Raw genomic sequence first — 19,291 nt, 5'->3', positions numbered from 1 at the left:
CTGGACCGCGCTCGATCGGTCGAGCGGCGTTGCACGTCCGATCCCGAACCTAGGGGGACTTCTGGCGAGCGTCAAGCAAAAGTTGCGCCGGGTTCTGCCGAATCCTGTTCTGTCGACAGGGGAATCCTGCGCAGGCCAGCGCAGAAATATTCAGGGCGACGGATGCCTCGCCGGTAGGCTGTTCGCATGCCTCACACCCTCGTGCTGCTTCGCCACGGCAACAGCGAATGGAATCAGAAGAACCTGTTCACCGGTTGGGTCGACGTGCGGCTCAGCGAACTCGGCACCGCCGAGGCCGCCCGCGCCGGCGAGCTGCTCGCCGAGTCGAATCTCCTGCCCGACGTGCTGCACACCTCGGTGCTGACCCGGGCCATCCAGACGGCGAACATCGCCCTCGACGTCGCCGACCGCGCGTGGATCGACGTGCGCCGCTCGTGGCGCCTCAACGAGCGCCACTACGGCGCCCTGCAGGGCCTCGACAAGGCCGAGACGCTCGAGAAGTACGGCCCCGAGCAGTTCCAGCTCTGGCGCCGCTCCTTCGACGTGCCGCCGCCGGTGCTCGCCGACGACGCCGAGTACTCGCAGGTCGGAGACCCGCGATACGCGAACCTCGACGATGCCGAGCTGCCCCGCACCGAGTGCCTGAAAGACGTCATCGCGCGCATGCTGCCGTACTGGCAGGAGGGCATCGTGCCCGACCTCGCGGCCGGCAAGACGGTGCTCGTGACCGCGCACGGCAACTCCCTGCGCGCCCTCGTCAAGCACCTCGACGGCATCAGCGACGACGAGATCGCCGAGCTCAACATCCCGACGGGCATCCCGCTCGTCTACCGGCTCGGCGACGACTTCATGCCGCTCGGCCCGGGCGAGTACCTCGACCCCGAGGCGGCAGCCGCCGGTGCGGCCGCAGTGGCGGCGCAGGGCAAGAAGTAGCCCAGGCTCCCACGAACGCGAAGGCCCGGCGGATGTCGCATCCGCCGGGCCTTCTCGCGTGCTCGGTGCCTGCCGCCGTCACGGCGACGATCGGGACCACTCGTGTCGCACAGGACCGTGGATATCGGGGGTCCGACGCGAAACGAGTGGTCCGGCGCTCAGAGCGCCGACTTCTCGGGGTCCCAGTCGCCGGTGGCGAGGTACTGCACCTTCTTCGCGATCGAGACGGCGTGGTCGGCGAAGCGCTCGTGGTAGCGGCTCGCGAGGGTCGCGTCGACGGTGTCGACGGCCTCGCCCTTCCACGTCTCCCCGAGCACCTTGTCGAACACCTGCAGGTGCAGGGCGTCGATCTTGTCGTCCTCGTTCCGGATCTCCTCGGCGAGGAGCACGTCTTCGGTGCGAAGGAGTTCCACGAGCCGGCGGGCGATCTCGACGTCGAGCCGGCCCATCTCGGCGAACGTGGGCCGAAGCGACTTCGGCACGACCTTGTCGGGGAAGCGGTACCGGGCAAGCTGCGCGATGTGGGTCGACATGTCGCCCATCCGCTCGAGCGAGGCGCTGATGCGCAACGCGCTCACGACGATGCGCAGGTCTCGAGCCACGGGCTGCTGGCGCGCGAGGATCGTGATCGCGAGTTCGTCGAGCGCGACCGTCTGCTGGTCGATGTGGTCGTCGTCGGCGATCACCTCCTCGGCCAGGCTCACGTCGGACTCGTTGAACGCCCGCGTCGCCTTGTCGATCGAGTCGGCGACGAGCCCGGCGAGCCCGACGAGCCCTTCCTGCACCTCGCGCAGTTCCTGCTGGAACACCTCACGCATGTCTTCGGATCCTTGTCTGTTCTGGCCCGTGCCGGGCGCGGACGTGCCCGGGCATTCCGGCCCTCGGGACATCCTCCCGGCGGAAGATGAACAACAGGTGCCGGGATTCTGAATAGTCGTTAACGTACCGCCGCACAGGCGGCCAACGGCGAATCGGCCGCCGACGGCTGGTTAGTGTTGAGCCATGGACTCCACCTGGTCGGTGCTCACCGCGCTGGCCTTCGGCATCTTCCTCGGCGCCGCGTTCATGGTCGTGCTGCACATGGCCGAACGCCGCGGATCGAGCGCGGCGAAGGTCGTCGCTCCGACGATCCCCGACGGGGTCGACCAGGTGCTCGACGTGCTGGAGTCCGCGGGAGTCGTGCTCGACCCGTCGAACAACGTGCTGCGGGCCTCGCCCGGCGCGCTCGCGATGGGCCTCGTGCGGCAGCAGTCGCTCGTGCATCCCGAACTGCTGGAGCTCGCGGCATCCGTTCGCCGTGGCGGCGAGCCCCTCGTCGACGAGGTGACGCTCGCCCGCGGCCCGTTCGGCGACTCGACGCTGCGTCTGCACGTGCGGGTCGCGAGGCTCGGCACGCGGTTCGTGCTGCTCCTCGCCGAGGACCGCACCGAGGCGCACCGGCTCGACGAGGTGCGACGCGACTTCGTCGCCAACATCAGCCACGAACTGAAGACGCCGATCGCGTCGGTGAGCCTGCTCGCCGAGGCGCTCGACCAGGCGGCCGACGAGCCCGAGCAGGTCCGCCGCTTCGCCGGCCGGCTCTCGGTCGAAGCCACCCGCCTCGCGCACATCACGAGCGAGGTGATCGAGCTCTCGCGCCTCCAGGCACGCGACGCCCTCCGGCCGGACCGGCTCGTGCGCGTCGACAAGGTCATCGCGGCCGCCGTCGACCAGAACCGGGTGGTCGCCGGTGGCAAGCAGGTCGAGGTCGCGGTGCGCGCGTCGACGAAGGCCGAGGTCTACGGCGACCAGGCGCTCCTCATCGTCGCGGTCCACAATCTCATCGCCAACGCGATCGCCTACTCGAATCCCGGCGGCCGGGTCGGCGTCGGCGCGAAGGTCGACGGCGACGTCGTCGAGATCGCCGTCACCGACCAGGGCATCGGCATCGATGCCGACGAGCTCGAGCGGGTGTTCGAGCGGTTCTACCGCGTCGACCAGGCGCGCTCGCGCAACACGGGCGGCTCGGGGCTCGGCCTCAGCATCGTCAAGCACACCGTGCAGAACCACGGCGGCGACGTGCGCGTGTGGTCGCAGCCCGGTCGCGGTTCGACCTTCATGATCCGACTGCCGCGGGCCGAGGCCGCGATCGAACACGGTTCCGACGATGGTCGAGCAACCGATCCCAGTGAACGAGGAGACCGTACGTGACCCGCATCCTGCTCGTCGAAGACGAGATCGCCCTGAGCGACCCGCTGAGCTTCCTGCTCGAACGCGAGGGCTACGAGGTGGAGGTCGCCGCCGACGGCCCGTCGGCCGTCGAGGCCTTCGACCGATCCGGCGCCGACCTCGTGCTGCTCGACCTCATGCTGCCGGGCCTGCCGGGCACCGAGGTGTGCCGCGAGATCCGCAGCCGCTCGACGGTGCCGATCATCATGCTGACCGCCAAGGACTCCGAGATCGACATCGTCGTTGGCCTCGAGCTCGGGGCCGACGACTACGTCACGAAGCCGTACTCGACGCGCGAGCTGCTCGCGCGGATTCGGGCCGTGCTCCGTCGGCGCATCGAGATCGAGGACTTCGACGAAGCCGTGATCGAGGGCGGCCGCGTGCGGATGGACGTCGACCGGCACACCGTCGAGGTCGACGGCGAGCCCGTGCCCATGCCGCTGAAGGAATTCGAGCTGCTCGAGCTCCTCATGCGCAACCCCGGCCGGGTGCTCACGCGCGGCCAACTGATCGACCGGGTCTGGGGCTCCGACTACTTCGGCGACACGAAGACCCTCGACGTGCACATCAAGCGCATCCGCTCGAAGATCGAGCAGCAGCCGTCGGAACCGGTTCAGCTCGTGACCGTGCGCGGCCTCGGGTACCGCTTCGAGGCCTGACCGGAACTGCGCCGAACGCGCCGGCAGGTCGAACGCCGGACACGCGAAACGGGTGGGGTGCCGAAGCATCCCACCCGTTCGACGTCGATGCGCCGAGGCTACGGAACGAGGTTCTCGTACTCGGGGAGCCGGCCGTCGAGCACCGGGATGAGCTTCTCGACGCCCTCGGCGCCGGAGTACTCGAAGAACATGGGCAGGAACGCGCCGGGAATGGTGTCGATGCCCTCGAGGACGATCGGCTCGACCTCATCGGTGCCCTCGACGTCGTCGACGCCGAAGGCGATCTCGGAGCCGGCCTCGACCTCGATGGTCTGCGCTTCGCTGCCGCCCTCGCCGAACTGCACGTCGAGCGACACGTCTTCGGTGCCGTTGTTGACGACCGTCATGACGAGCGTGCCGTCGACGCCGTCGTCGGAGACGACGAGGACGTTGCGGAGGTCGAGGTCGCCGACGTCGACCGAGACGCCGTCGCTGGCGTCGTAGTGCTCGGTCGTCGCCTGGTAGGTGACCATCGAGCAGCCGCTCGCGCCGAGCGCGATGCCGAGGGCCAGAGCAGCGGATGCCGCGAGACGCGCCTTCACAGAACCTCCAAGAGCGTGGTGCGCACGAGCGGAGGCCCGGGCGCGAATGGATCGCACCGAGCATATCGTACGAGCAGCGGCTGCCCTTGGAGGGGGCGGAACCTTAGCATGATCCCGAATGTGATATCCTGATAGTTGCCGAAAGGACATCTATTCATGCTTTTTGAGGTTGGCGAAACCGTCGTTTACCCCCACCACGGTGCCGCAACGATCACCGAGGTCAAGAAACGCATCATCAAGGGTGAAGAGAAGCTCTACCTCAAGCTGAACGTCACGCAGGGCGACCTCGTCATCGAGGTTCCTGCTGAGAACGTCGACCTGGTCGGCGTTCGCGACGTCATCGGCAAAGAGGGCCTCGACAAGGTCTTCGAGGTGCTGCGCGCCCCCTTCACCGAGGAACCGACCAACTGGTCGCGTCGCTACAAGGCGAACCTCGAGAAGCTCGCATCGGGTGACGTGATCAAGGTCTCGGAGGTCGTGCGCGACCTGTGGCGCCGCGATCAGGACCGCGGGCTCTCTGCAGGCGAGAAGCGAATGCTCGCCAAGGCTCGTCAGATTCTCATCTCCGAGCTCGCGCTCGCAGAGAAGACCGACGAAGAGGCGGCTTCGACCGTGCTCGACGAGGTCCTCGCCTCCTAGCGGGAGTCTTCACGAACGGCGGGTGCCCATGCACCCGCCGTTCGTCGTTTCCGGGAGCTCGGAGCCGGGCGGCGCTCGCGCGGCCCGACTACGCTCGAACCGTGAGTTCAGCGATCGCCGTCATCATCGTCGCCGCGGGCAGCGGCACCCGGCTCGGGCACGCCGAGCCCAAGGCGTTCGTGCCGCTCGGCTCGGGCACGGTGCTGTCGATCGCCGTCGATTCCGTGCTCGGCATGCGCGAGACGCCGCGGCTCGTGCTCGTCGTGCCGTCGGAGCGCGTCGAGTCGACGCTGGCCGGGTTCGCGGCGGTCGCCGAGGCGTCCTCGACGTCGATCGACGTCGTCGCAGGCGGCGAGTCGCGACAGGAGTCCGTCGCGGCGGGCCTCGCCGTGCTCCCGGCCGACGTCGACACCGTGCTCGTGCACGACGCCGCCCGCGCACTCGCGCCGGCACTGCTCTTCGACGAGGTCGTCGGGGCGGTGCGCGCGCGGAGGCGCGGCATCGTGCCGGCGCTCGCCGTCGTCGACACCGTGAAGCGGGTCTCCGACGACGGTCACGTGCTCGAGACCGTCGACCGCTCCGAACTCCGGGCGGTGCAGACCCCGCAGGGGTTCCCTCGGGCTTCGCTCGCCCACGCCTACGCCACGGTGCAGGGCGACTTCACGGACGACGCGGCGCTCGTGGCATCCGCCGGGCTCGTCGTCGACACCGTGCCCGGCGACGTGCGCGCCTTCAAGATCACCGTGCCCGCCGACCTGCACCGGGCGGAGCAGCTCGTCGCGGAGTCCGCCGGCCCCGCGGCATCCGCCCCAGCCGGGCCGCGGGTCGGCACCGGCACCGACGTGCACGCCTTCGCCGACGATGCGACGACGCCGCTCTGGCTCGCGGGTCTCGAATGGCCGGGCGAGCGCGGACTCTCCGGGCACTCCGACGGCGACGCCGCCGCGCATGCGATCTGCGACGCCCTGCTCGCCGCGGCCGGGCTCGGCGACGTCGGCCAGGTGTTCGGCACCGCCGACGCGCGCTTCGCCGGAGCTCATGGCGAGGTGTTCCTCGCCGAGACGCGGCGACTCGTCGAGGCGGCCGGATGGCGGGTCGGGAACGTCTCGGTGCAGATCGTCGGCAACCGGCCGAAGCTCGCGCCGCGCCGGGCCGAGGCCGAGGCGCTGCTCTCCGGCGTGCTCGCAGCGCCGGTGAGCGTCGCCGCGACGACGAGCGACGCGCTCGGCTTCACCGGCCGTGGAGAGGGCGTCGGCGCGATCGCGACCGCCATGCTGTTCCCGCGCAGCTGAGCCCGCGCAGGGGGCTGACACGCCCGGCCGGTAGGCTTGGCGGGTGACCGTGCGACTCTACGACTCGAAGGCTCAGGCCCTGCGCGACTTCGCGCCCCTGCGCGAGGGGCGCGTCGGCATGTACGTCTGCGGTCCCACCGTGCAGTCGAGCCCTCACATCGGGCACCTGCGCAGCGCCCTCGTCTACGACATCATGCGCCGATGGTTCGCCGCGAGCGGCAACGACGTCGTGTTCGTGCGCAACGTCACCGACATCGACGACAAGATCCTGAACGCGGCCACCGACAACGGCACCGACGAGCCGTGGTGGGCGCTCGCCTACCGCGTCGAGCTCGAGTTCACCGCCGCGTATTCCTCGCTCGGCATCATGGCGCCGACCTACGAGCCGCGGGCCACGGCGAGCGTGCAGCAGATGGTCGAGCTCATCGCCCGACTCATCGAGCGCGGTCACGCCTACGCCGCTCCGGATGCCTCGGGCGACGTGTACTTCGACACCGCGAGCTGGCCGGCGTACGGCGAGCTCACGCGGCAGCAGCGCGACAAGATGGAGGCCGCGGCCGACGCGGACCCGCGCGGCAAGCGCGACCCGCGCGACTTCGCGCTCTGGAAGGGCCGCAAGCCCGAGGAGCCCGAGTCGGCGTCATGGAAGTCGCCGTGGGGCGATGGGCGACCCGGTTGGCACATCGAGTGCTCGGCGATGGTCACGCGCTACCTCGGCTCCGAGTTCGACATCCACGGCGGCGGGCTCGACCTGCGCTTCCCGCACCACGAGAACGAGCTCGCCCAGTCCGCGGCCGCGGGCGACCCCTTCGCGCGGTACTGGGTTCACAACGGCCTCGTGAACATCGGCGGGCAGAAGATGTCGAAGTCGCTCGGCAACTCCGTGTACGCCGCCGAGCTGTTCGAGCTCGCCTCGCCGCTCGCCGTGCGCTACCTCCTCGGTGCGGCCCACTACCGCTCGACGCTCGACTACGCGCCCGGCTCCCTCGCCGAGGCCGAGGCGGCCGTCGACCGCATCCGCGGATTCCTCTCACGGGTCGAACGGCGCCTCGCCGGCACCCGCTTCGCGGGCGTCGGCGCCCCGGTCCTCCCCGACGCGTTCGCCGCGGCGATGGACGACGACCTCGGCGTGCCGCAGGCGCTCGCAGTTCTGCACGACACCGTGCGCGCCGGAAACCAGGCGCTCGACGCCGAGGAGCTGCACGACGCAGCCGTGGCGCACGGCCAGGTCGCGGCGATGGTCGAGGTGCTCGGCATCGACCCCCGCGACCCCCACTGGGCGACGGCCGACTCGGGCCCGGCGGCATCCGCGCTCGATGCACTCGTCACTCGCCTCATCGAAGACCGACAGGCTGCGCGCGAGTCGAGGGACTACGCTGCCGCAGACCGAATCCGCGCCGAACTCTCGGCCGCGGGCATCACCATCGAAGACAGTTCTACCGGAACGCATTGGAGCTTGGGACTATGAAGGGCAGCAGCGGAAAGTCGCGCGCCGGAGCCGTGCGGAAGGCGAAGAACAAGCAGGTCGGCTCGGGCGGCCAGGGCCGCCAGGCCCTCGAGGGCAAGGGCCCGACGCCGAAGGCCGAAGACCGCGCCTGGCACCCCGCAGGCAAGAAGAAGGCGGCGCAGGAGCGCTACGCGGCGACCGGCGGCGGCAAGCGCGTCGCCGGACAGGGATCGGGCCAGCGCGCCGGCGCCCCGCGCGGTGCGTCGGGTGCAGCCCGACGCGCGAAGACGGGCGACGAGTCGGAGATCGTGACCGGTCGTAACTCGGTCGTCGAGGCGCTGCGCGCCCGCATCCCCGCGACGACGCTCTACGTCGCCGCGCGCGTCGAGATGGACGACCGCGTGCGCGAGGCGATGAAGGTCGCCACGGGCCGCGGCATCCCGATCCTCGAGGTCATGCGCCCCGAACTCGACCGGCTCGCCGGCGAGGGCGGCGTGCACCAGGGGCTCGCGCTCAAGGTGCCGCCCTACGAGTACTCGCACCCGATCGAGCTGCTCGACGAGGTGCTCGCCCGCGATGAGACGCCGCTCTTCGTCGCGCTCGACGGCATCACCGACCCCCGCAACCTCGGCGCCATCCTGCGTTCGACGGGCGCGTTCGGCGGACAGGGCGTCATCGTGCCCCAGCGCCGCTCGGTCGGCGTGAACGCCGCGGCGTGGAAGACCTCGGCGGGGGCCGCCGCGCGTGTGCCCGTCGCGATGGCCCCGAACCTCACGCAGACCCTCAAGGCGCTCAAGGAGCGCGGCGTCTTCGTGCTCGGCCTCGACGGAGGCGGCGACGTGTCGCTCCCCGGCCTCAGCTGGGCCGACCGTCCGATCGTCATCGTCGTCGGCAGCGAGGGCAAGGGACTCTCGCGGCTCGTCGCCGAGACCTGCGACGCGATCGTCTCGATCCCGATCTCGGCGTCGACCGAGTCGCTCAACGCGGGCATCGCGGCCTCCGTCACGCTCTACGAGATCTCGAAGCTCCGCGCCGACGGCTGAGCCGAGCCGAGCCGGTTCGCCGGCGAGCAGTCGCTCGTCGGCGATTCGGGGCGCGCAGGTCCCGCCGCCCGGCAGGTGACGTTGTGCCCTCGCCGGTCATCGCGGCGAGCGGATGCCGCAGTCAGACGTTCGCGCGCCAGTCGCCGTCGTCATCGGGGTCGAGCGCGGCGAACGCCGCCGTGTCGGTCGACGGGATCGTCTCGATCGGCGACGTGAAGGTGCCGGTCGGCGGGCCGATCACGGTCGCCTCGTCTCGCCGGTGGCGCAGCACGGTGTTGATGTAGGAGCTCACGGCCTCGGCGAGCGGGATGTCGTGGCCCGCCTGCTGCGCGAGGAACCAGCGGTGATCGAGCAACTGGTGGAAGACCTCGGCCGGCTCGAGCTTGCCGCGCAGGTCGAGCGGGATCGCCCGCACGACGGGCTCGAACACGCGCATGAGCCACTCGTGCGCGACCATCTCCTCGTCGAGTTCCGTCTTGCCGTAGGCCGCCCGGTAGGAGTCGAGGTCGTTGAGGAGCCGTCGAGCCTGGTTCTCGCCCGCGTCGAGTCCCGTCAGCCGGAGGAGACGCCGCTGGTGGTGCCCCGCGTCGACGACCTTCGGCTGGATGCGCACGGTCGTGCCCGACTCATCCGTCTTGATCGCGAGCTCCTCGATGTCGAAGCCGAGCTCGTTGAGCCGATTGACGCGTTCGTTGATGCGCCAGCGCTCGGCGTTCGAGAACGACTCGGAACCGGTGAGCTCGAGCCAGAGACTGCGATACGCCTCGACGATGCCGTTCGAGATGTTCACCGGGTCGAGCTCGTCGGCGACCTTGCCGCCCGCCTCGAGGTCGAGGAGCTCGCCGGCGATGTTCACGCGCGCGATCTCGAGGTCGTTCTCGCGCTGGCCGTTCGAGAGGCCGCCCTCGTAGAGCTTGCCGGTCTCGGCATCGACGAGGTAGGCCGCGAACGCGCCGGCATCACGGCGGAAGAGGGTGTTCGAGAGCGAGACGTCGCCCCAGAAGAAGCCGACGATGTGGAGGCGCACGAGCAGCACCGCGAGGGCGTCGACGAGTCGCGTCGCGGTGTCGGGGCGCAGGGTCTGGGAGAACAGCGCCCGATACGGGAGCGAGAACCGCAGGTGCCGGGTGACGAGCACGGGCTTCAGTGCGTCGCCCTCGGCGTCGCTGCGGTTGGTGATCACGGCGACCGGTTCGACGCAGGGGATGTCGAGCCGCTGCAGCGTGCGCAGCATCTCGTACTCGCCCTTGGCCATCTCGGCCGTCGTCTCCTTGATCGCCACGATGTGCGCGCCGAGGTGGGCGAAGCGCACGAGGTGACGCGAGATGCCCTTCGGCAGCGCCGCGATCGTGTCGCTCGGCCAGGCCTCGAGCGGGAGGTCCCACGGGAGGTCGAGGAGGGCCGGATCGGCCATGGCCGATGTGATGGAGAGTGAACCGCTCATTGGTGCCTCAGCGTAGTCGGGTCGGGCCGCATTGAGACGACGTGATGGAGTGTGATCCGCTCATTGGTGCCTCAGCGTAGTCGGGGTCGAAGGGCCGCGTCGGATGCCGCGGAGAAACAGCGATGCCGGCCGGGCGGGAGCCCGGCCGGCATCACCGGTCGACAGTGTCGCGTCAGCTGACGACGGCCTTCGTGCCGAGGCGGTCGCCCGACTCGATGTCGAACAGGTGCACGTGGTGCGGCGTCGCGGTCAGGTAGACCTTGTCGCCGGCGTTCGGGTGCATGCGGCCGTCGACGCGCGCGACGATGTCGGTGCGCTTGCCCTCGACCATGGAGTGGCCGTAGAGGTAGCCGTCGGCGCCGAGCTCCTCGACGAGGTCGACCTCGACCGCGAGGCCCTCGCCCTGCACGGGGGAGACGGTGATGTCTTCGGGGCGCACGCCGATCGTGGCGACCTTGCCGCTCGACTGGGCGAGCGTCTCGCGGTCGACCGGAACGGTCGCGGTGCCGAACTTCACACCGTCGTCGACCAGGTCGGCGTGGAAGAGGTTCATCGCGGGCGAGCCGATGAAGCCGGCCACGAACACGTTGTTGGGCTTCTCGTACAGGTCGCGCGGGGTGCCGACCTGCTGGAGCAGGCCGTCCTTCAGCACGGCGATGCGGTCGCCCATGGTGAGGGCCTCCGTCTGGTCGTGCGTGACGTAGACGGTCGTGACGCCGAGGCGGCGCTGGAGCGAGGCGATCTGGGTGCGGGTCTGCACGCGGAGCTTCGCGTCGAGGTTCGACAGCGGCTCGTCCATGAGGAAGACCTGGGGCTGACGCACGATGGCGCGGCCCATGGCGACGCGCTGGCGCTGGCCGCCCGAGAGCGCCTTCGGCTTGCGCGCGAGGTACGGCTCGAGGTCGAGGAGCTTCGCAGCCTCGAGGACGCGAGCTGCGCGCTCCTCCTTGCCGACGCCGGCGATCTTCAGGGCGAAGCCCATGTTCTCGGCGACGGTCATGTGCGGGTAGAGCGCGTAGTTCTGGAAGACCATCGCGATGTCGCGGTCCTTCGGCGGCACGTCGGTGACGTTGCGGTCGCCGATGAAGATGTTGCCCTCGTTGACCTCTTCGAGGCCTGCGAGCATGCGGAGCGAGGTGGACTTGCCGCAACCGGAGGGGCCGACGAGGACGAGGAACTCGCCGTCTGCGACCTCGAGGTCGAGCTGGTCGACGGCGGGACGAGTGCCGCCGGGGTAGAGGCGGGTTGCCTTGTCGAACGTGACTGACGCCATTTTCGTGTTCTCCTTCACCGGCAGGTACGTGCCGGACGATCCGTAGTGATGGACTGCGTCGACGCTGACGCCCACTCAGTATCGCACGCGGGGAAGCGTGCTCCGAATCCGGCCGGGATCCGGGCACAGCCCGGATCCGGGGAGTTCCCGGAATCCGTTTGGGTGTTTCACAGCGATCGTCCCTACTATCGTGTGTGCGTCTGCATGCATACATGCGCGCCCACACAGCGACCGGAGTGACCATCGATGAGCAACGGCGGATCGAATCAGCCACGCCCCACCCGTAACGAGCAGCGCGAAGCCGCGCGCGAGAAGGCGCGGGTGCTCCGCGAGGAGCAGAAGAAGCGCGAACGGCGCAACAAGTGGCTCATCCAGGGCGGAGTCATCCTGGCCGTCGTCGCGATCGCGGCGATCATCGGCACCCTGATCTTCAACAGCGTCAAGCCGGCGGGCCCCGGCCCGGCCAACATGGCGAGCGACGGCATCCTGCTCACGGGCGTCGACGGCGTGATCACCGCGACCGAGACCCCGGCGCTGGACGCGGGCGAGGCGCCGACGCCGACCGTGCCCGACGACAGCGGCACGGTGGCCAACATCGTCACCTACATCGACTACCTGTGCCCCTTCTGCGGACAGTTCGAGACGACGAACTCCGACTCGATCCGCACGATGGTCGAATCGGGGGCCGCGACGCTCGAGGTGCACCCGATCGCACTTTTGACCAACAAGTCGGCCGGCACCCAGTACTCGCTGCGAGCGGCGAACGCCGCCGCGTGCGTGGCGAACACCTCGCCGAACTCGTTCTTCGACTACAACGAGCTGCTCTTCGCGAACCAGCCGGAGGAGACCTCCACGGGTCTCGACAACAGCGAGCTCAAGGCGCTCGCGAAGGAGGCGGGCGTGAGCTCGCTGTCGACGATCGAGCAGTGCATCGACGACACCTCCTTCAAGAAGTGGGTGCAGGATGCCACGACGCGCGCCCTGACCGAACCGGTGCCGAACTCCGACCTCGAGGCCATCAAGGGCACCCCCACGGTGCTCGTGAACGGCAAGCAGTACGAGGGCTCGCTGACCGACCCGGCCGAATTCCAGTCCTTCGTGCTCCAGGCGACCGGGGAGACGTTCTCCGAGTCGACCTCGACGCCCTCGCCGACGCCGACGCCGACTCCCGCGCAGTAGCGCGCACGGCGCGCGAGATCGCTTCGAAGGCCCGGCCATGTGCCGGGCCTTCGTTCGTCCGGCGACCGCCGACCTGGCCATGCCGGCTCCGCGCCCGGCCATCGGTAGGATGTCCGTGAGGCATGCCCTCGCCGGCTTGGCGCAATTGGTAGCGCACCGCTCTTGTAAAGCGGGGGTTGTGGGTTCGAGTCCCATAGCCGGCTCTTGACTCAGCACGCAGCAGAACACCGGCCGTCCGACGGCACCCCGCTCCCGCACCACCAGCACGTCGAGCACTCGCGCATCCCCATGTGGATCGCGCTCGTGCTCGCGCTCCTCTTCGGCGCCGGCACGGCACTCCAGTCGCGCGTCAACGGGCAGCTCGCCGTGGCGCTCGACGACCCGTTCGTCGCCGCGGCGTTCTCCTTCGGCAGCGGGCTCGTGATCCTGCTCCTCGTGCTTCCCATGTGGAAACCGGGTCGGGCAGGGCTCGCGAAGGTCGTCGGCGAGCTGCGCGGCCGCACGCTGCCCTGGTGGATGGTGCTCGGCGGTCTCGCCGGCGCGTGGTTCGTGACGACGCAGGGGCTCTCGGCCGGTGTCATCGGCGTCGCCCTGTTCACGATCGCCATCGTCGCGGGGCAGACCGTGGGCGGCATCGTGTTCGACCTCATCGGGCTCGGCCCCGGCGGGCGCCGCCCGCTGAGCGCGACGCGCGTGGTCGGAGCCGTGCTCGCACTCGCGGCGATCGGTTGGGCGGTGTCGGCCCAGCTCGCCGGCGACGCGCCGATCCTGCTCATGGTCCTGCCGTTCACGGCCGGCGTCGGCGCATCCTGGCAGCAGGCCGTCAACGGCCGGGTCAAGGCGGTCGCCGAGAGCGCCCTGACGGCGACGGTGTTCAACTTCGCAGTCGGGACGACGGCGCTCGTCGTCGTGATGCTCGTGCACGCGGCATCCGCCGGGTGGCCCTCGGCGCTGCCGACCGAACCCTGGCTCTACGCGGGTGGGGCGCTCGGCTGCATCTTCATCGCCGGCCAGGCGATGCTCGTGCGCCGACTCGGCGTGCTGCTGCTCGCCCTCTGCGGCGTCGCGGGGCAGCTCGTCGCGGCGCTCGCCCTCGACCTGCTGCTGCCGACGGCAGACCGCCCGGTCGGCATCGCGACGATCGGCGGCACCGTGCTGGCGCTCATCGCCGTGGGCGTGGCGTCGATCCGCTGGGGTCGGCGCAAGCACGCGCTGCCGCCCGCCGAGGTCACCGCAGCGAGCTGAACCTCGAGGCCGCGCCCACTTCGGGGCCGCGGTCGGCCCGCGCGCCGTCGGGCAGGCCGCCGACGTACAGCCAGCCCAGCAGGAGCTCGCCGTCGACCAGGCCGTGCATCTCGGCCACCAGCGGATGCCGCGTGTGCGGCCCCGATCGCCACATGACGCCCCACCCGGCGTCGTCGAGGAGCAGGCTCAGCTGGTGGGCGACGCCCGCGGCGACGGACTCCTGCTCCCAGGCGGGAACCTTGAAGTGCGAGGTCGTCGACGCGACGATCGCGAGGAGCAGCGGAGCTCGCAACGGCTTGGCGGCGAGACGCGCGCCGTGCTCGCCGTCGAGGCCGGCCGCCGCGGCGAGGGCATCACCGAGTCGATTCCGTGCCTCGCCGCGCAACGCGATGACCCGCCACGGCCGGAGCGCGGCGTGGTCGGCGACCCGGCCGGCCACGTCGAGCAGCGCGACGATCTCGGCGTCGTCGGGCGCGACCTCCGTGACCTTCGGCGAGGAGCGCCGCGCGAGCATCGCCTCGCGGACGGACGCTGCCACTCAGGACTCGGCGGAGAAGTCGAGGGCGATCGAGTTCATGCAGTAGCGGTCGCCGGTTGGCGTGCCGAAGCCGTCGGGGAAGACGTGGCCCAGGTGGGACCCGCAGTTCGCGCAGCGCACCTCCGTGCGCACCATTCCGAGCGACGAGTCCTCGATGAGCTGCACGGCCTCGGGGCGCACGGACTCGTAGAAGCTCGGCCAGCCGCAGCCCGAGTCGAACTTGGTGCCGCTCTTGAACAGCTCGGCGCCGCAGGCGGCGCAGGAGTAGACGCCGGCGCGCTCCTCGTCGAGGAGTTCGCCGGTCCACGGGCGTTCGGTCGCCGCTTCGCGGAGCACGGCGTACTGCTCGTCGCCGAGTTCCGCGCGCCACTCGTCGTCGGTCTTGTCCACGTTGTACGCCATGAAAGGTCCTCCCGGTGCTCGCGTCGGTGCTCCTCCATGGTCGCAGGTCCGCCAGTGAGTGTCCGACACGGGGTGCAACGCAGCCGCACGCCCGGGTGTTCCGGCCCGGCCGCTCCGGGTGCCGGATCGGGCGGGCCGGTACACGCCGTCGCGACTCGGCTCGTGCGGAGGCGTCGGTGTCTAGGATGACGTCAGGCGGTGCATCCGGCTCGCCTCGACGGGAGGACCGCATGAGCGCCGAGCGCCTGCCGCACCCTCCCGCCGAATCGAAGCTCGACGAGCGCGACGAGCGAGTGCTCGCGTTCGAGTCGCGCGCGTGGCAGCATCCGGGTGCCAAGGCCGAGGCGATCCGCGATGAGTTCGGCATCTCGGCGGCCCGCTACTATCGGATCCTCGGCGAGCTCATCGATTCACCCGCGGCGCTGAGGCACGACCCGATGCTCGTCAAGCGGCTGCAGCGGATGCGTGCGGCCCGCGCGGCGGCGCGATCGCGTCGCTCCCTCTCGATCGGCCGACCGCTCGACTGAGCGCGGCCCCGACAGACGACTGGACCCATGGCGCAGAAGTTCCCCCGCGATCGTTTCGACTCGATCCCGCACGGCATCGACCGTGTCGGTGCCCACCGGGCGCCGGTGCGCCGGGGCGCCGGATGGATCACCTTCGGCTGGGCTGCGCTCGCGACCGTCGTGCTCGTCGCCGTCGGCATCGGCGGGGTCATGATCTTCAACGACCGGCTGAACTTCGGCGACACCCCCGTCGCGACGCCGAGCGCCACGCCCGTCGTCACCGCCGAGCCCGTGATCGCACCCGACATCCCCGTGCTGGTGCTGAACGGCACCGCGACGGCCGGCCTCGCGGCGCAGGCCGCCGAGACGCTCACCGCGAACGGGGTCCCGGTCGGGTCGACGGCCAACGCGAGCGACGACACCCTGACCGAGACGGTCGTCTACTACGCGACCCCCGAGCTCGAGGGCGCCGCCCGCGGCGTCGCGCAGTTCCTGCCCGAGGCGGATGTGCGCGTGTCCGACCAGTTCGCCGCCACCGGCAACCAGCTCGTGGTCGTGCTCGGCTCCGACTACGCCACCGCCACGGCCGGCTGACCGCGCGACACTCGGGCGTCCGCGGCCTCGGCGTCGCCGCGAATCGTTGCCATTCCGATATCCGCTCCGCTCCGCAGACCCTTGTGCAGCAGCGCCCACTCGTGAGTATCTGGTTTCGGCCGCTCGCCAGCGCGAGCGCATGGTTCCGTCCCTGGCGCCCTGCGCTCGACCGAGTGGTCCGGCACAGGCCACGGGCGCGTGCTGATCGGACACTGCAACATGGGAGCAACGCATGGCGAACGGAACCGTCAAGTGGTTCAACGCTGAAAAGGGCTACGGATTCATCACGGTCGACGAGGGGGGTCAAGACGTCTTCGTCCACTACTCCGCGATCGACATGTCGGGGTACAAGGTCCTCGAGGAGGGGCAGCAGGTCGTCTTCGAGGTCGGCACGGGTTCGAAAGGGCCGCAGGCAGAGGGCGTCCGCCCGGCCTGATGAGATCCGCGAGCGCGCCGCCGGTCCGGCGGCGCGTTCTCGCGTCTCCTGAGAGGCGCGGGTCTACGCTGACCGCATGAGAGCGCTGGCGGGGCGTGCTCCGCATCGTCGGGGAGCGCGGATCGGCGCGCTGTTGGCGGCATCGCTGCTCTTGGCCGGCTGCCAGTCGGCGACGGAGCCGGATGCCGCGCCGACCGAGGCCGCTGCCAGGCCCTCTGCCGACGCCGCTGCGTCGGCGGTGTCGTTCGCGCCGTTGCGCGGAACGCCGGCGGAGGCGGCCGCGCTCGCCCACCCGTCCCTCGCGGTGAAGATCGACAACCACGAGGAGGCGCGCCCGCAGATCGCGCTGAATCGCACCGACATCGTCTTCGAGGAACTCGTCGAGGGCGGCCTGACGCGGTACGTCGCGGTCTGGCATTCGGACGTGCCCGACGAGGTCGGTCCCGTTCGGTCGATCCGTCCCATGGACCCCGACATCGCCTCGCCCTTCGGCGGCATCATCGCCTACTCGGGCGGGCAGGACCAGTTCGTCGCGATGATGATGGCGACGCCCCTCGTGAACATCGTCTTCGACTTCGACGAGACGGGGCTCTTCACCCGTGCCGATGAGCGGCCCGGCCCGCACGACGTGATCCTCGACTCCGCCGAGGCCGTCGCCCGCAACGCCGCGCTCGCACCGCCTCCGGGGCAGTTCAGCTACGGCACCGCCGATCCGCTCGCTGCCCCGGCGCTCGCTGCCGCGCCGACCTCGCGCATCGACCTCGTGTTCTCCGAGGATCGGTTCCCCGCGTGGGACTGGGATGGCGGGACATCCGCCTGGCTCCGTTCGCAGGAGGGCGAACCGGATCTCGAGGCGTCGGGGGAGCGCGTGCGTGCCGTGAACGTCGTGACGCTCCGCGTCGGGATCGACTGGAGCTACGGCGAGGTGCCGAAGACCGTCATGATCGGTTCGGGCGAGGCCTGGGTCTCGGCCGGAGGCCGGACGGCGCACGGCACCTGGGCGAAGGATGCCGCGGGGTCGCCGATCGTCCTGACCGCCGACGACGGCTCACCGTTGCGGCTTGCTCCCGGCAACACGTGGGTCGAGCTCGTGCCGAACGAGGGTTCGGCGACCTTCACGCCCTGAGCGGACAGCCTCGGGCTCGCTTGCACTCATGGCGGTCGAGTGCCAGAATCGATTTAGCACTCACTCGTTTTGAGTGCTAACCCAACGAATCTTTGAAGACGTCCGGGAAAGGACGAGAGAAACACATGGCAAAGATCATTGCTTTCAACGAGGAGGCCCGTCGTGGCCTCGAGCGTGGCCTCAACACGCTCGCCGACGCGGTGAAGGTGACCCTCGGCCCGCGCGGACGCAACGTCGTGCTCGAGAAGAAGTGGGGCGCACCCACGATCACGAACGACGGTGTGTCGATCGCCAAGGAGATCGAGCTCGACGACCCGTACGAGAAGATCGGTGCCGAGCTCGTCAAGGAGGTCGCCAAGAAGACCGACGACGTCGCCGGTGACGGCACCACGACCTCGGTCGTGCTCGCCCAGGCGCTCGTGCGCGAGGGCCTCCGCAACGTCGCAGCAGGCGCCGACCCCATCTCGCTCAAGCGCGGCATCGAGAAGGCCGTCCGCGCCGTCGAGGCCGAGCTCCTCGCCAACGCGAAGGACGTCGAGACGAAGGAAGAGATCGCCGCAACGGCTTCGATCTCGGCCGCCGACGAGCAGATCGGCGCGCTCATCGCCGAGGCGATCGACAAGGTCGGCAAGGAGGGCGTCGTCACCGTCGAGGAGTCGAACACCTTCGGCACCGAGCTCGAGCTGACCGAGGGCATGCGCTTCGACAAGGGCTACCTGTCGGCGTACTTCGTCACCGACCCCGAGCGCCAGGAAGCGGTCTTCGAAGACCCCTACATCCTGATCGTCAACGGCAAGGTCTCGAACATCAAGGACCTGCTGCCGATCGTCGACAAGGTCATCCAGACCGGCAAGCAGCTCCTCATCATCGCGGAAGACGTCGACGGCGAAGCACTCGCGACGCTGATCGTCAACAAGATCCGCGGCATCTTCAAGTCGGTCGCCGTCAAGGCCCCCGGCTTCGGCGACCGTCGCAAGGCGCAGCTGCAGGACATCGCGACCCTCACCGGTGGCCAGGTCATCTCCGAGGAGGTCGGTCTCAAGCTCGAGAACGTCACCCTCGACCTGCTCGGCTCGGCTCGCAAGGTCATCATCACCAAGGACGAGACGACCATCGTCGAGGGTGGCGGCGACGAGGAGGCCATCGCCGGCCGCGTCGCGCAGATCCGCAAGGAGATCGAGAACACCGACTCCGACTACGACCGCGAGAAGCTCCAGGAGCGCCTCGCCAAGCTCGCCGGCGGCGTCGCCGTCATCAAGGCGGGTGCGGCGACCGAGGTCGAGCTCAAGGAGCGCAAGCACCGCATCGAAGACGCCGTGCGCAACGCGAAGGCAGCCGTCGAAGAGGGCATCGTCGCCGGTGGTGGCGTCGCCCTCATCCAGGCCGGCAAGACCGCATTCGAGAAGCTCGAGCTCACGGGCGACGAGGCGACCGGCGCGAACATCGTCCGCGTCGCGATCGACGCTCCGCTCAAGCAGATCGCCCTCAACGCCGGCCTCGAGCCGGGCGTCGTCGTCGACCGCGTGCGCAACCTCCCGGTCGGCCAGGGCCTCAACGCCGCGACCGGCGAGTACGTCGACATGCTCGCTGCCGGCATCAACGACCCGGTGAAGGTCACCCGCTCCGCGCTGCTCAACGCAGCGTCGATCGCGGGCCTCTTCCTCACCACCGAGGCCGTCGTCGCCGACAAGCCCGAGAAGAACGCGGCTCCGGCCGGCGACCCGACGGGCGGCATGGACTTCTAGT

The 19,291-nt window shown here is 70.0% G+C and carries 20 protein-coding genes and 1 tRNA gene; 15 read left to right on the top strand and 6 right to left on the bottom strand.

Annotated features, from left to right (window positions below):
* Positions 1-186 precede the first annotated feature (186 nt).
* A complete protein-coding gene (locus ASD23_RS11530) occupies positions 187-933 on the top strand; it encodes a phosphoglyceromutase (RefSeq protein WP_056010460.1) in 747 nt (248 codons plus the stop codon).
* A gap of 158 nt (positions 934-1,091) precedes the next feature.
* On the opposite strand, the gene phoU is transcribed toward ASD23_RS11530, so the two are convergent.
* The gene (phoU, locus tag ASD23_RS11525; RefSeq protein ID WP_056010456.1) at positions 1,092-1,751 is read right to left on the bottom strand and encodes a phosphate signaling complex protein PhoU; all 660 of its coding nucleotides are present in this window, start codon (positions 1,749-1,751) and stop codon (positions 1,092-1,094) included.
* A 184-nt stretch (positions 1,752-1,935) separates the two neighbouring features.
* Here phoU and ASD23_RS11520 point away from each other — a divergent pair, with 184 nt between their 5' ends.
* Both ASD23_RS11520 and ASD23_RS11515 read left to right on the top strand, forming a co-directional pair.
* Positions 1,936-3,123 (top strand): sensor histidine kinase, encoded by a 1,188-nt coding sequence (locus tag ASD23_RS11520; RefSeq protein WP_056010453.1) that lies wholly within the window; start codon positions 1,936-1,938, stop codon positions 3,121-3,123.
* Positions 3,120-3,800 carry a response regulator transcription factor gene (locus ASD23_RS11515; protein ID WP_056010451.1) on the top strand — a complete coding sequence of 227 codons (681 nt, stop codon included), beginning with the start codon at positions 3,120-3,122 and terminating at the stop codon, positions 3,798-3,800. The genes ASD23_RS11520 and ASD23_RS11515 overlap by 4 nt, the downstream gene beginning before the upstream one ends.
* A 98-nt stretch (positions 3,801-3,898) precedes the next feature.
* Here the strand turns inward: ASD23_RS11515 and ASD23_RS11510 are convergent, their stop codons facing one another.
* Entirely contained in the window at positions 3,899-4,381 is a 483-nt protein-coding gene (locus tag ASD23_RS11510) for a hypothetical protein (protein ID WP_056010448.1), read from the bottom strand.
* Between the two features lie 156 nt (positions 4,382-4,537).
* Between ASD23_RS11510 and ASD23_RS11505 the strand changes: the two genes are divergently transcribed.
* From ASD23_RS11505 to rlmB, 4 genes are all read left to right on the top strand, one after another.
* Positions 4,538-5,020: a CarD family transcriptional regulator gene (locus ASD23_RS11505; RefSeq protein WP_022889889.1), complete on the top strand. Its 483-nt coding sequence runs from the start codon at positions 4,538-4,540 to the stop codon at positions 5,018-5,020.
* A 101-nt stretch (positions 5,021-5,121) separates the two neighbouring features.
* Positions 5,122-6,312: a 2-C-methyl-D-erythritol 4-phosphate cytidylyltransferase gene (ispD, locus tag ASD23_RS11500; protein WP_056010445.1), complete on the top strand. Its 1,191-nt coding sequence runs from the start codon at positions 5,122-5,124 to the stop codon at positions 6,310-6,312.
* Positions 6,313-6,355: 43 nt separating this feature from the next.
* The gene (gene cysS, locus ASD23_RS11495; RefSeq protein WP_056010443.1) at positions 6,356-7,780 is read left to right on the top strand and encodes a cysteine--tRNA ligase; all 1,425 of its coding nucleotides are present in this window, start codon (positions 6,356-6,358) and stop codon (positions 7,778-7,780) included.
* Positions 7,777-8,802 (top strand): 23S rRNA (guanosine(2251)-2'-O)-methyltransferase RlmB, encoded by a 1,026-nt coding sequence (rlmB, locus tag ASD23_RS11490; RefSeq protein ID WP_056010438.1) that lies wholly within the window; start codon positions 7,777-7,779, stop codon positions 8,800-8,802. The genes cysS and rlmB overlap by 4 nt, the downstream gene beginning before the upstream one ends.
* 121 nt (positions 8,803-8,923) lie before the next feature.
* Here rlmB and ASD23_RS11485 read toward each other — a convergent pair whose 3' ends face one another.
* Both ASD23_RS11485 and ASD23_RS11480 read right to left on the bottom strand, forming a co-directional pair.
* On the bottom strand, positions 8,924-10,246 hold the full coding sequence (locus ASD23_RS11485) for a DUF4032 domain-containing protein (RefSeq protein ID WP_056010435.1): 1,323 nt from the start codon (positions 10,244-10,246) through the stop codon (positions 8,924-8,926).
* 172 nt (positions 10,247-10,418) lie between these two features.
* Positions 10,419-11,519 (bottom strand): ABC transporter ATP-binding protein, encoded by a 1,101-nt coding sequence (locus ASD23_RS11480; protein WP_056013056.1) that lies wholly within the window; start codon positions 11,517-11,519, stop codon positions 10,419-10,421.
* 246 nt (positions 11,520-11,765) lie between these two features.
* On the opposite strand from ASD23_RS11480, the gene ASD23_RS11475 reads away from it, so the two are divergent.
* From ASD23_RS11475 to ASD23_RS11465, 3 genes are all read left to right on the top strand, one after another.
* Positions 11,766-12,698: a DsbA family protein gene (locus tag ASD23_RS11475; RefSeq protein ID WP_056010432.1), complete on the top strand. Its 933-nt coding sequence runs from the start codon at positions 11,766-11,768 to the stop codon at positions 12,696-12,698.
* Positions 12,699-12,828: 130 nt separating this feature from the next.
* Positions 12,829-12,901, top strand: a tRNA-Thr gene (locus ASD23_RS11470).
* Position 12,902: 1 nt separating this feature from the next.
* Positions 12,903-13,943 carry a DMT family transporter gene (locus ASD23_RS11465; RefSeq protein WP_235507727.1) on the top strand — a complete coding sequence of 347 codons (1,041 nt, stop codon included), beginning with the start codon at positions 12,903-12,905 and terminating at the stop codon, positions 13,941-13,943.
* On the opposite strand, the gene ASD23_RS11460 is transcribed toward ASD23_RS11465, so the two are convergent.
* Positions 13,927-14,481 carry a nitroreductase family protein gene (locus ASD23_RS11460; protein ID WP_235507726.1) on the bottom strand — a complete coding sequence of 185 codons (555 nt, stop codon included), beginning with the start codon at positions 14,479-14,481 and terminating at the stop codon, positions 13,927-13,929. The two genes, ASD23_RS11465 and ASD23_RS11460, sit on opposite strands and share 17 nt — an antisense overlap.
* Complete coding sequence (gene msrB, locus ASD23_RS11455) at positions 14,482-14,883, bottom strand: peptide-methionine (R)-S-oxide reductase MsrB (RefSeq protein ID WP_056010429.1); 402 nt, start codon at positions 14,881-14,883, stop codon at positions 14,482-14,484. It lies immediately after the preceding gene.
* 230 nt (positions 14,884-15,113) lie between these two features.
* Between msrB and ASD23_RS11450 the strand changes: the two genes are divergently transcribed.
* From ASD23_RS11450 to groL, 5 genes are all read left to right on the top strand, one after another.
* Positions 15,114-15,410 carry a DUF3263 domain-containing protein gene (locus ASD23_RS11450; RefSeq protein WP_199470538.1) on the top strand — a complete coding sequence of 99 codons (297 nt, stop codon included), beginning with the start codon at positions 15,114-15,116 and terminating at the stop codon, positions 15,408-15,410.
* Between the two features lie 27 nt (positions 15,411-15,437).
* Positions 15,438-15,983 carry a LytR C-terminal domain-containing protein gene (locus ASD23_RS11445; RefSeq protein ID WP_056010423.1) on the top strand — a complete coding sequence of 182 codons (546 nt, stop codon included), beginning with the start codon at positions 15,438-15,440 and terminating at the stop codon, positions 15,981-15,983.
* A gap of 232 nt (positions 15,984-16,215) precedes the next feature.
* Positions 16,216-16,419, top strand: a complete 204-nt coding sequence (locus tag ASD23_RS11440) for a cold-shock protein (RefSeq protein ID WP_056010420.1) — start codon at positions 16,216-16,218, stop codon at positions 16,417-16,419.
* A 76-nt stretch (positions 16,420-16,495) separates the two neighbouring features.
* Positions 16,496-17,545 carry a DUF3048 domain-containing protein gene (locus ASD23_RS11435; RefSeq protein WP_082571388.1) on the top strand — a complete coding sequence of 350 codons (1,050 nt, stop codon included), beginning with the start codon at positions 16,496-16,498 and terminating at the stop codon, positions 17,543-17,545.
* Between the two features lie 125 nt (positions 17,546-17,670).
* The gene (gene groL, locus ASD23_RS11430; RefSeq protein WP_056010414.1) at positions 17,671-19,290 is read left to right on the top strand and encodes a chaperonin GroEL; all 1,620 of its coding nucleotides are present in this window, start codon (positions 17,671-17,673) and stop codon (positions 19,288-19,290) included.
* The last annotated feature ends 1 nt before the right edge of the window (position 19,291 follow it).

Source organism: Agromyces sp. Root1464, assembly GCF_001427265.1.
Taxonomy (GTDB): domain Bacteria; phylum Actinomycetota; class Actinomycetes; order Actinomycetales; family Microbacteriaceae; genus Agromyces; species Agromyces fucosus.
The sequence above is the reverse complement of the archived record's forward strand: the minus strand, read 5'-3'. Positions and strand labels throughout refer to the sequence as shown.

Bases quoted from the DNA above. Each gene is read 5' to 3' on its own strand.
- ASD23_RS11530 (WP_056010460.1), top strand. From the start codon at position 187: ATGCCTCACACCCTCGTGCTGCTTCGCCACGGCAACAGCGAATGGAAT.
- phoU (WP_056010456.1), bottom strand. From the start codon at position 1,751: ATGCGTGAGGTGTTCCAGCAGGAACTGCGCGAGGTGCAGGAAGGGCTC.
- ASD23_RS11520 (WP_056010453.1), top strand. From the start codon at position 1,936: ATGGACTCCACCTGGTCGGTGCTCACCGCGCTGGCCTTCGGCATCTTC.
- ASD23_RS11505 (WP_022889889.1), top strand. From the start codon at position 4,538: ATGCTTTTTGAGGTTGGCGAAACCGTCGTTTACCCCCACCACGGTGCC.
- rlmB (WP_056010438.1), top strand. From the start codon at position 7,777: ATGAAGGGCAGCAGCGGAAAGTCGCGCGCCGGAGCCGTGCGGAAGGCG.
- ASD23_RS11485 (WP_056010435.1), bottom strand. From the start codon at position 10,246: ATGAGCGGTTCACTCTCCATCACATCGGCCATGGCCGATCCGGCCCTC.
- ASD23_RS11480 (WP_056013056.1), bottom strand. From the start codon at position 11,519: ATGGCGTCAGTCACGTTCGACAAGGCAACCCGCCTCTACCCCGGCGGC.
- ASD23_RS11475 (WP_056010432.1), top strand. From the start codon at position 11,766: ATGAGCAACGGCGGATCGAATCAGCCACGCCCCACCCGTAACGAGCAG.
- msrB (WP_056010429.1), bottom strand. From the start codon at position 14,883: ATGGCGTACAACGTGGACAAGACCGACGACGAGTGGCGCGCGGAACTC.
- ASD23_RS11450 (WP_199470538.1), top strand. From the start codon at position 15,114: ATGAGCGCCGAGCGCCTGCCGCACCCTCCCGCCGAATCGAAGCTCGAC.
- ASD23_RS11445 (WP_056010423.1), top strand. From the start codon at position 15,438: ATGGCGCAGAAGTTCCCCCGCGATCGTTTCGACTCGATCCCGCACGGC.
- ASD23_RS11440 (WP_056010420.1), top strand. From the start codon at position 16,216: ATGGCGAACGGAACCGTCAAGTGGTTCAACGCTGAAAAGGGCTACGGA.
- ASD23_RS11435 (WP_082571388.1), top strand. From the start codon at position 16,496: ATGAGAGCGCTGGCGGGGCGTGCTCCGCATCGTCGGGGAGCGCGGATC.
- groL (WP_056010414.1), top strand. From the start codon at position 17,671: ATGGCAAAGATCATTGCTTTCAACGAGGAGGCCCGTCGTGGCCTCGAG.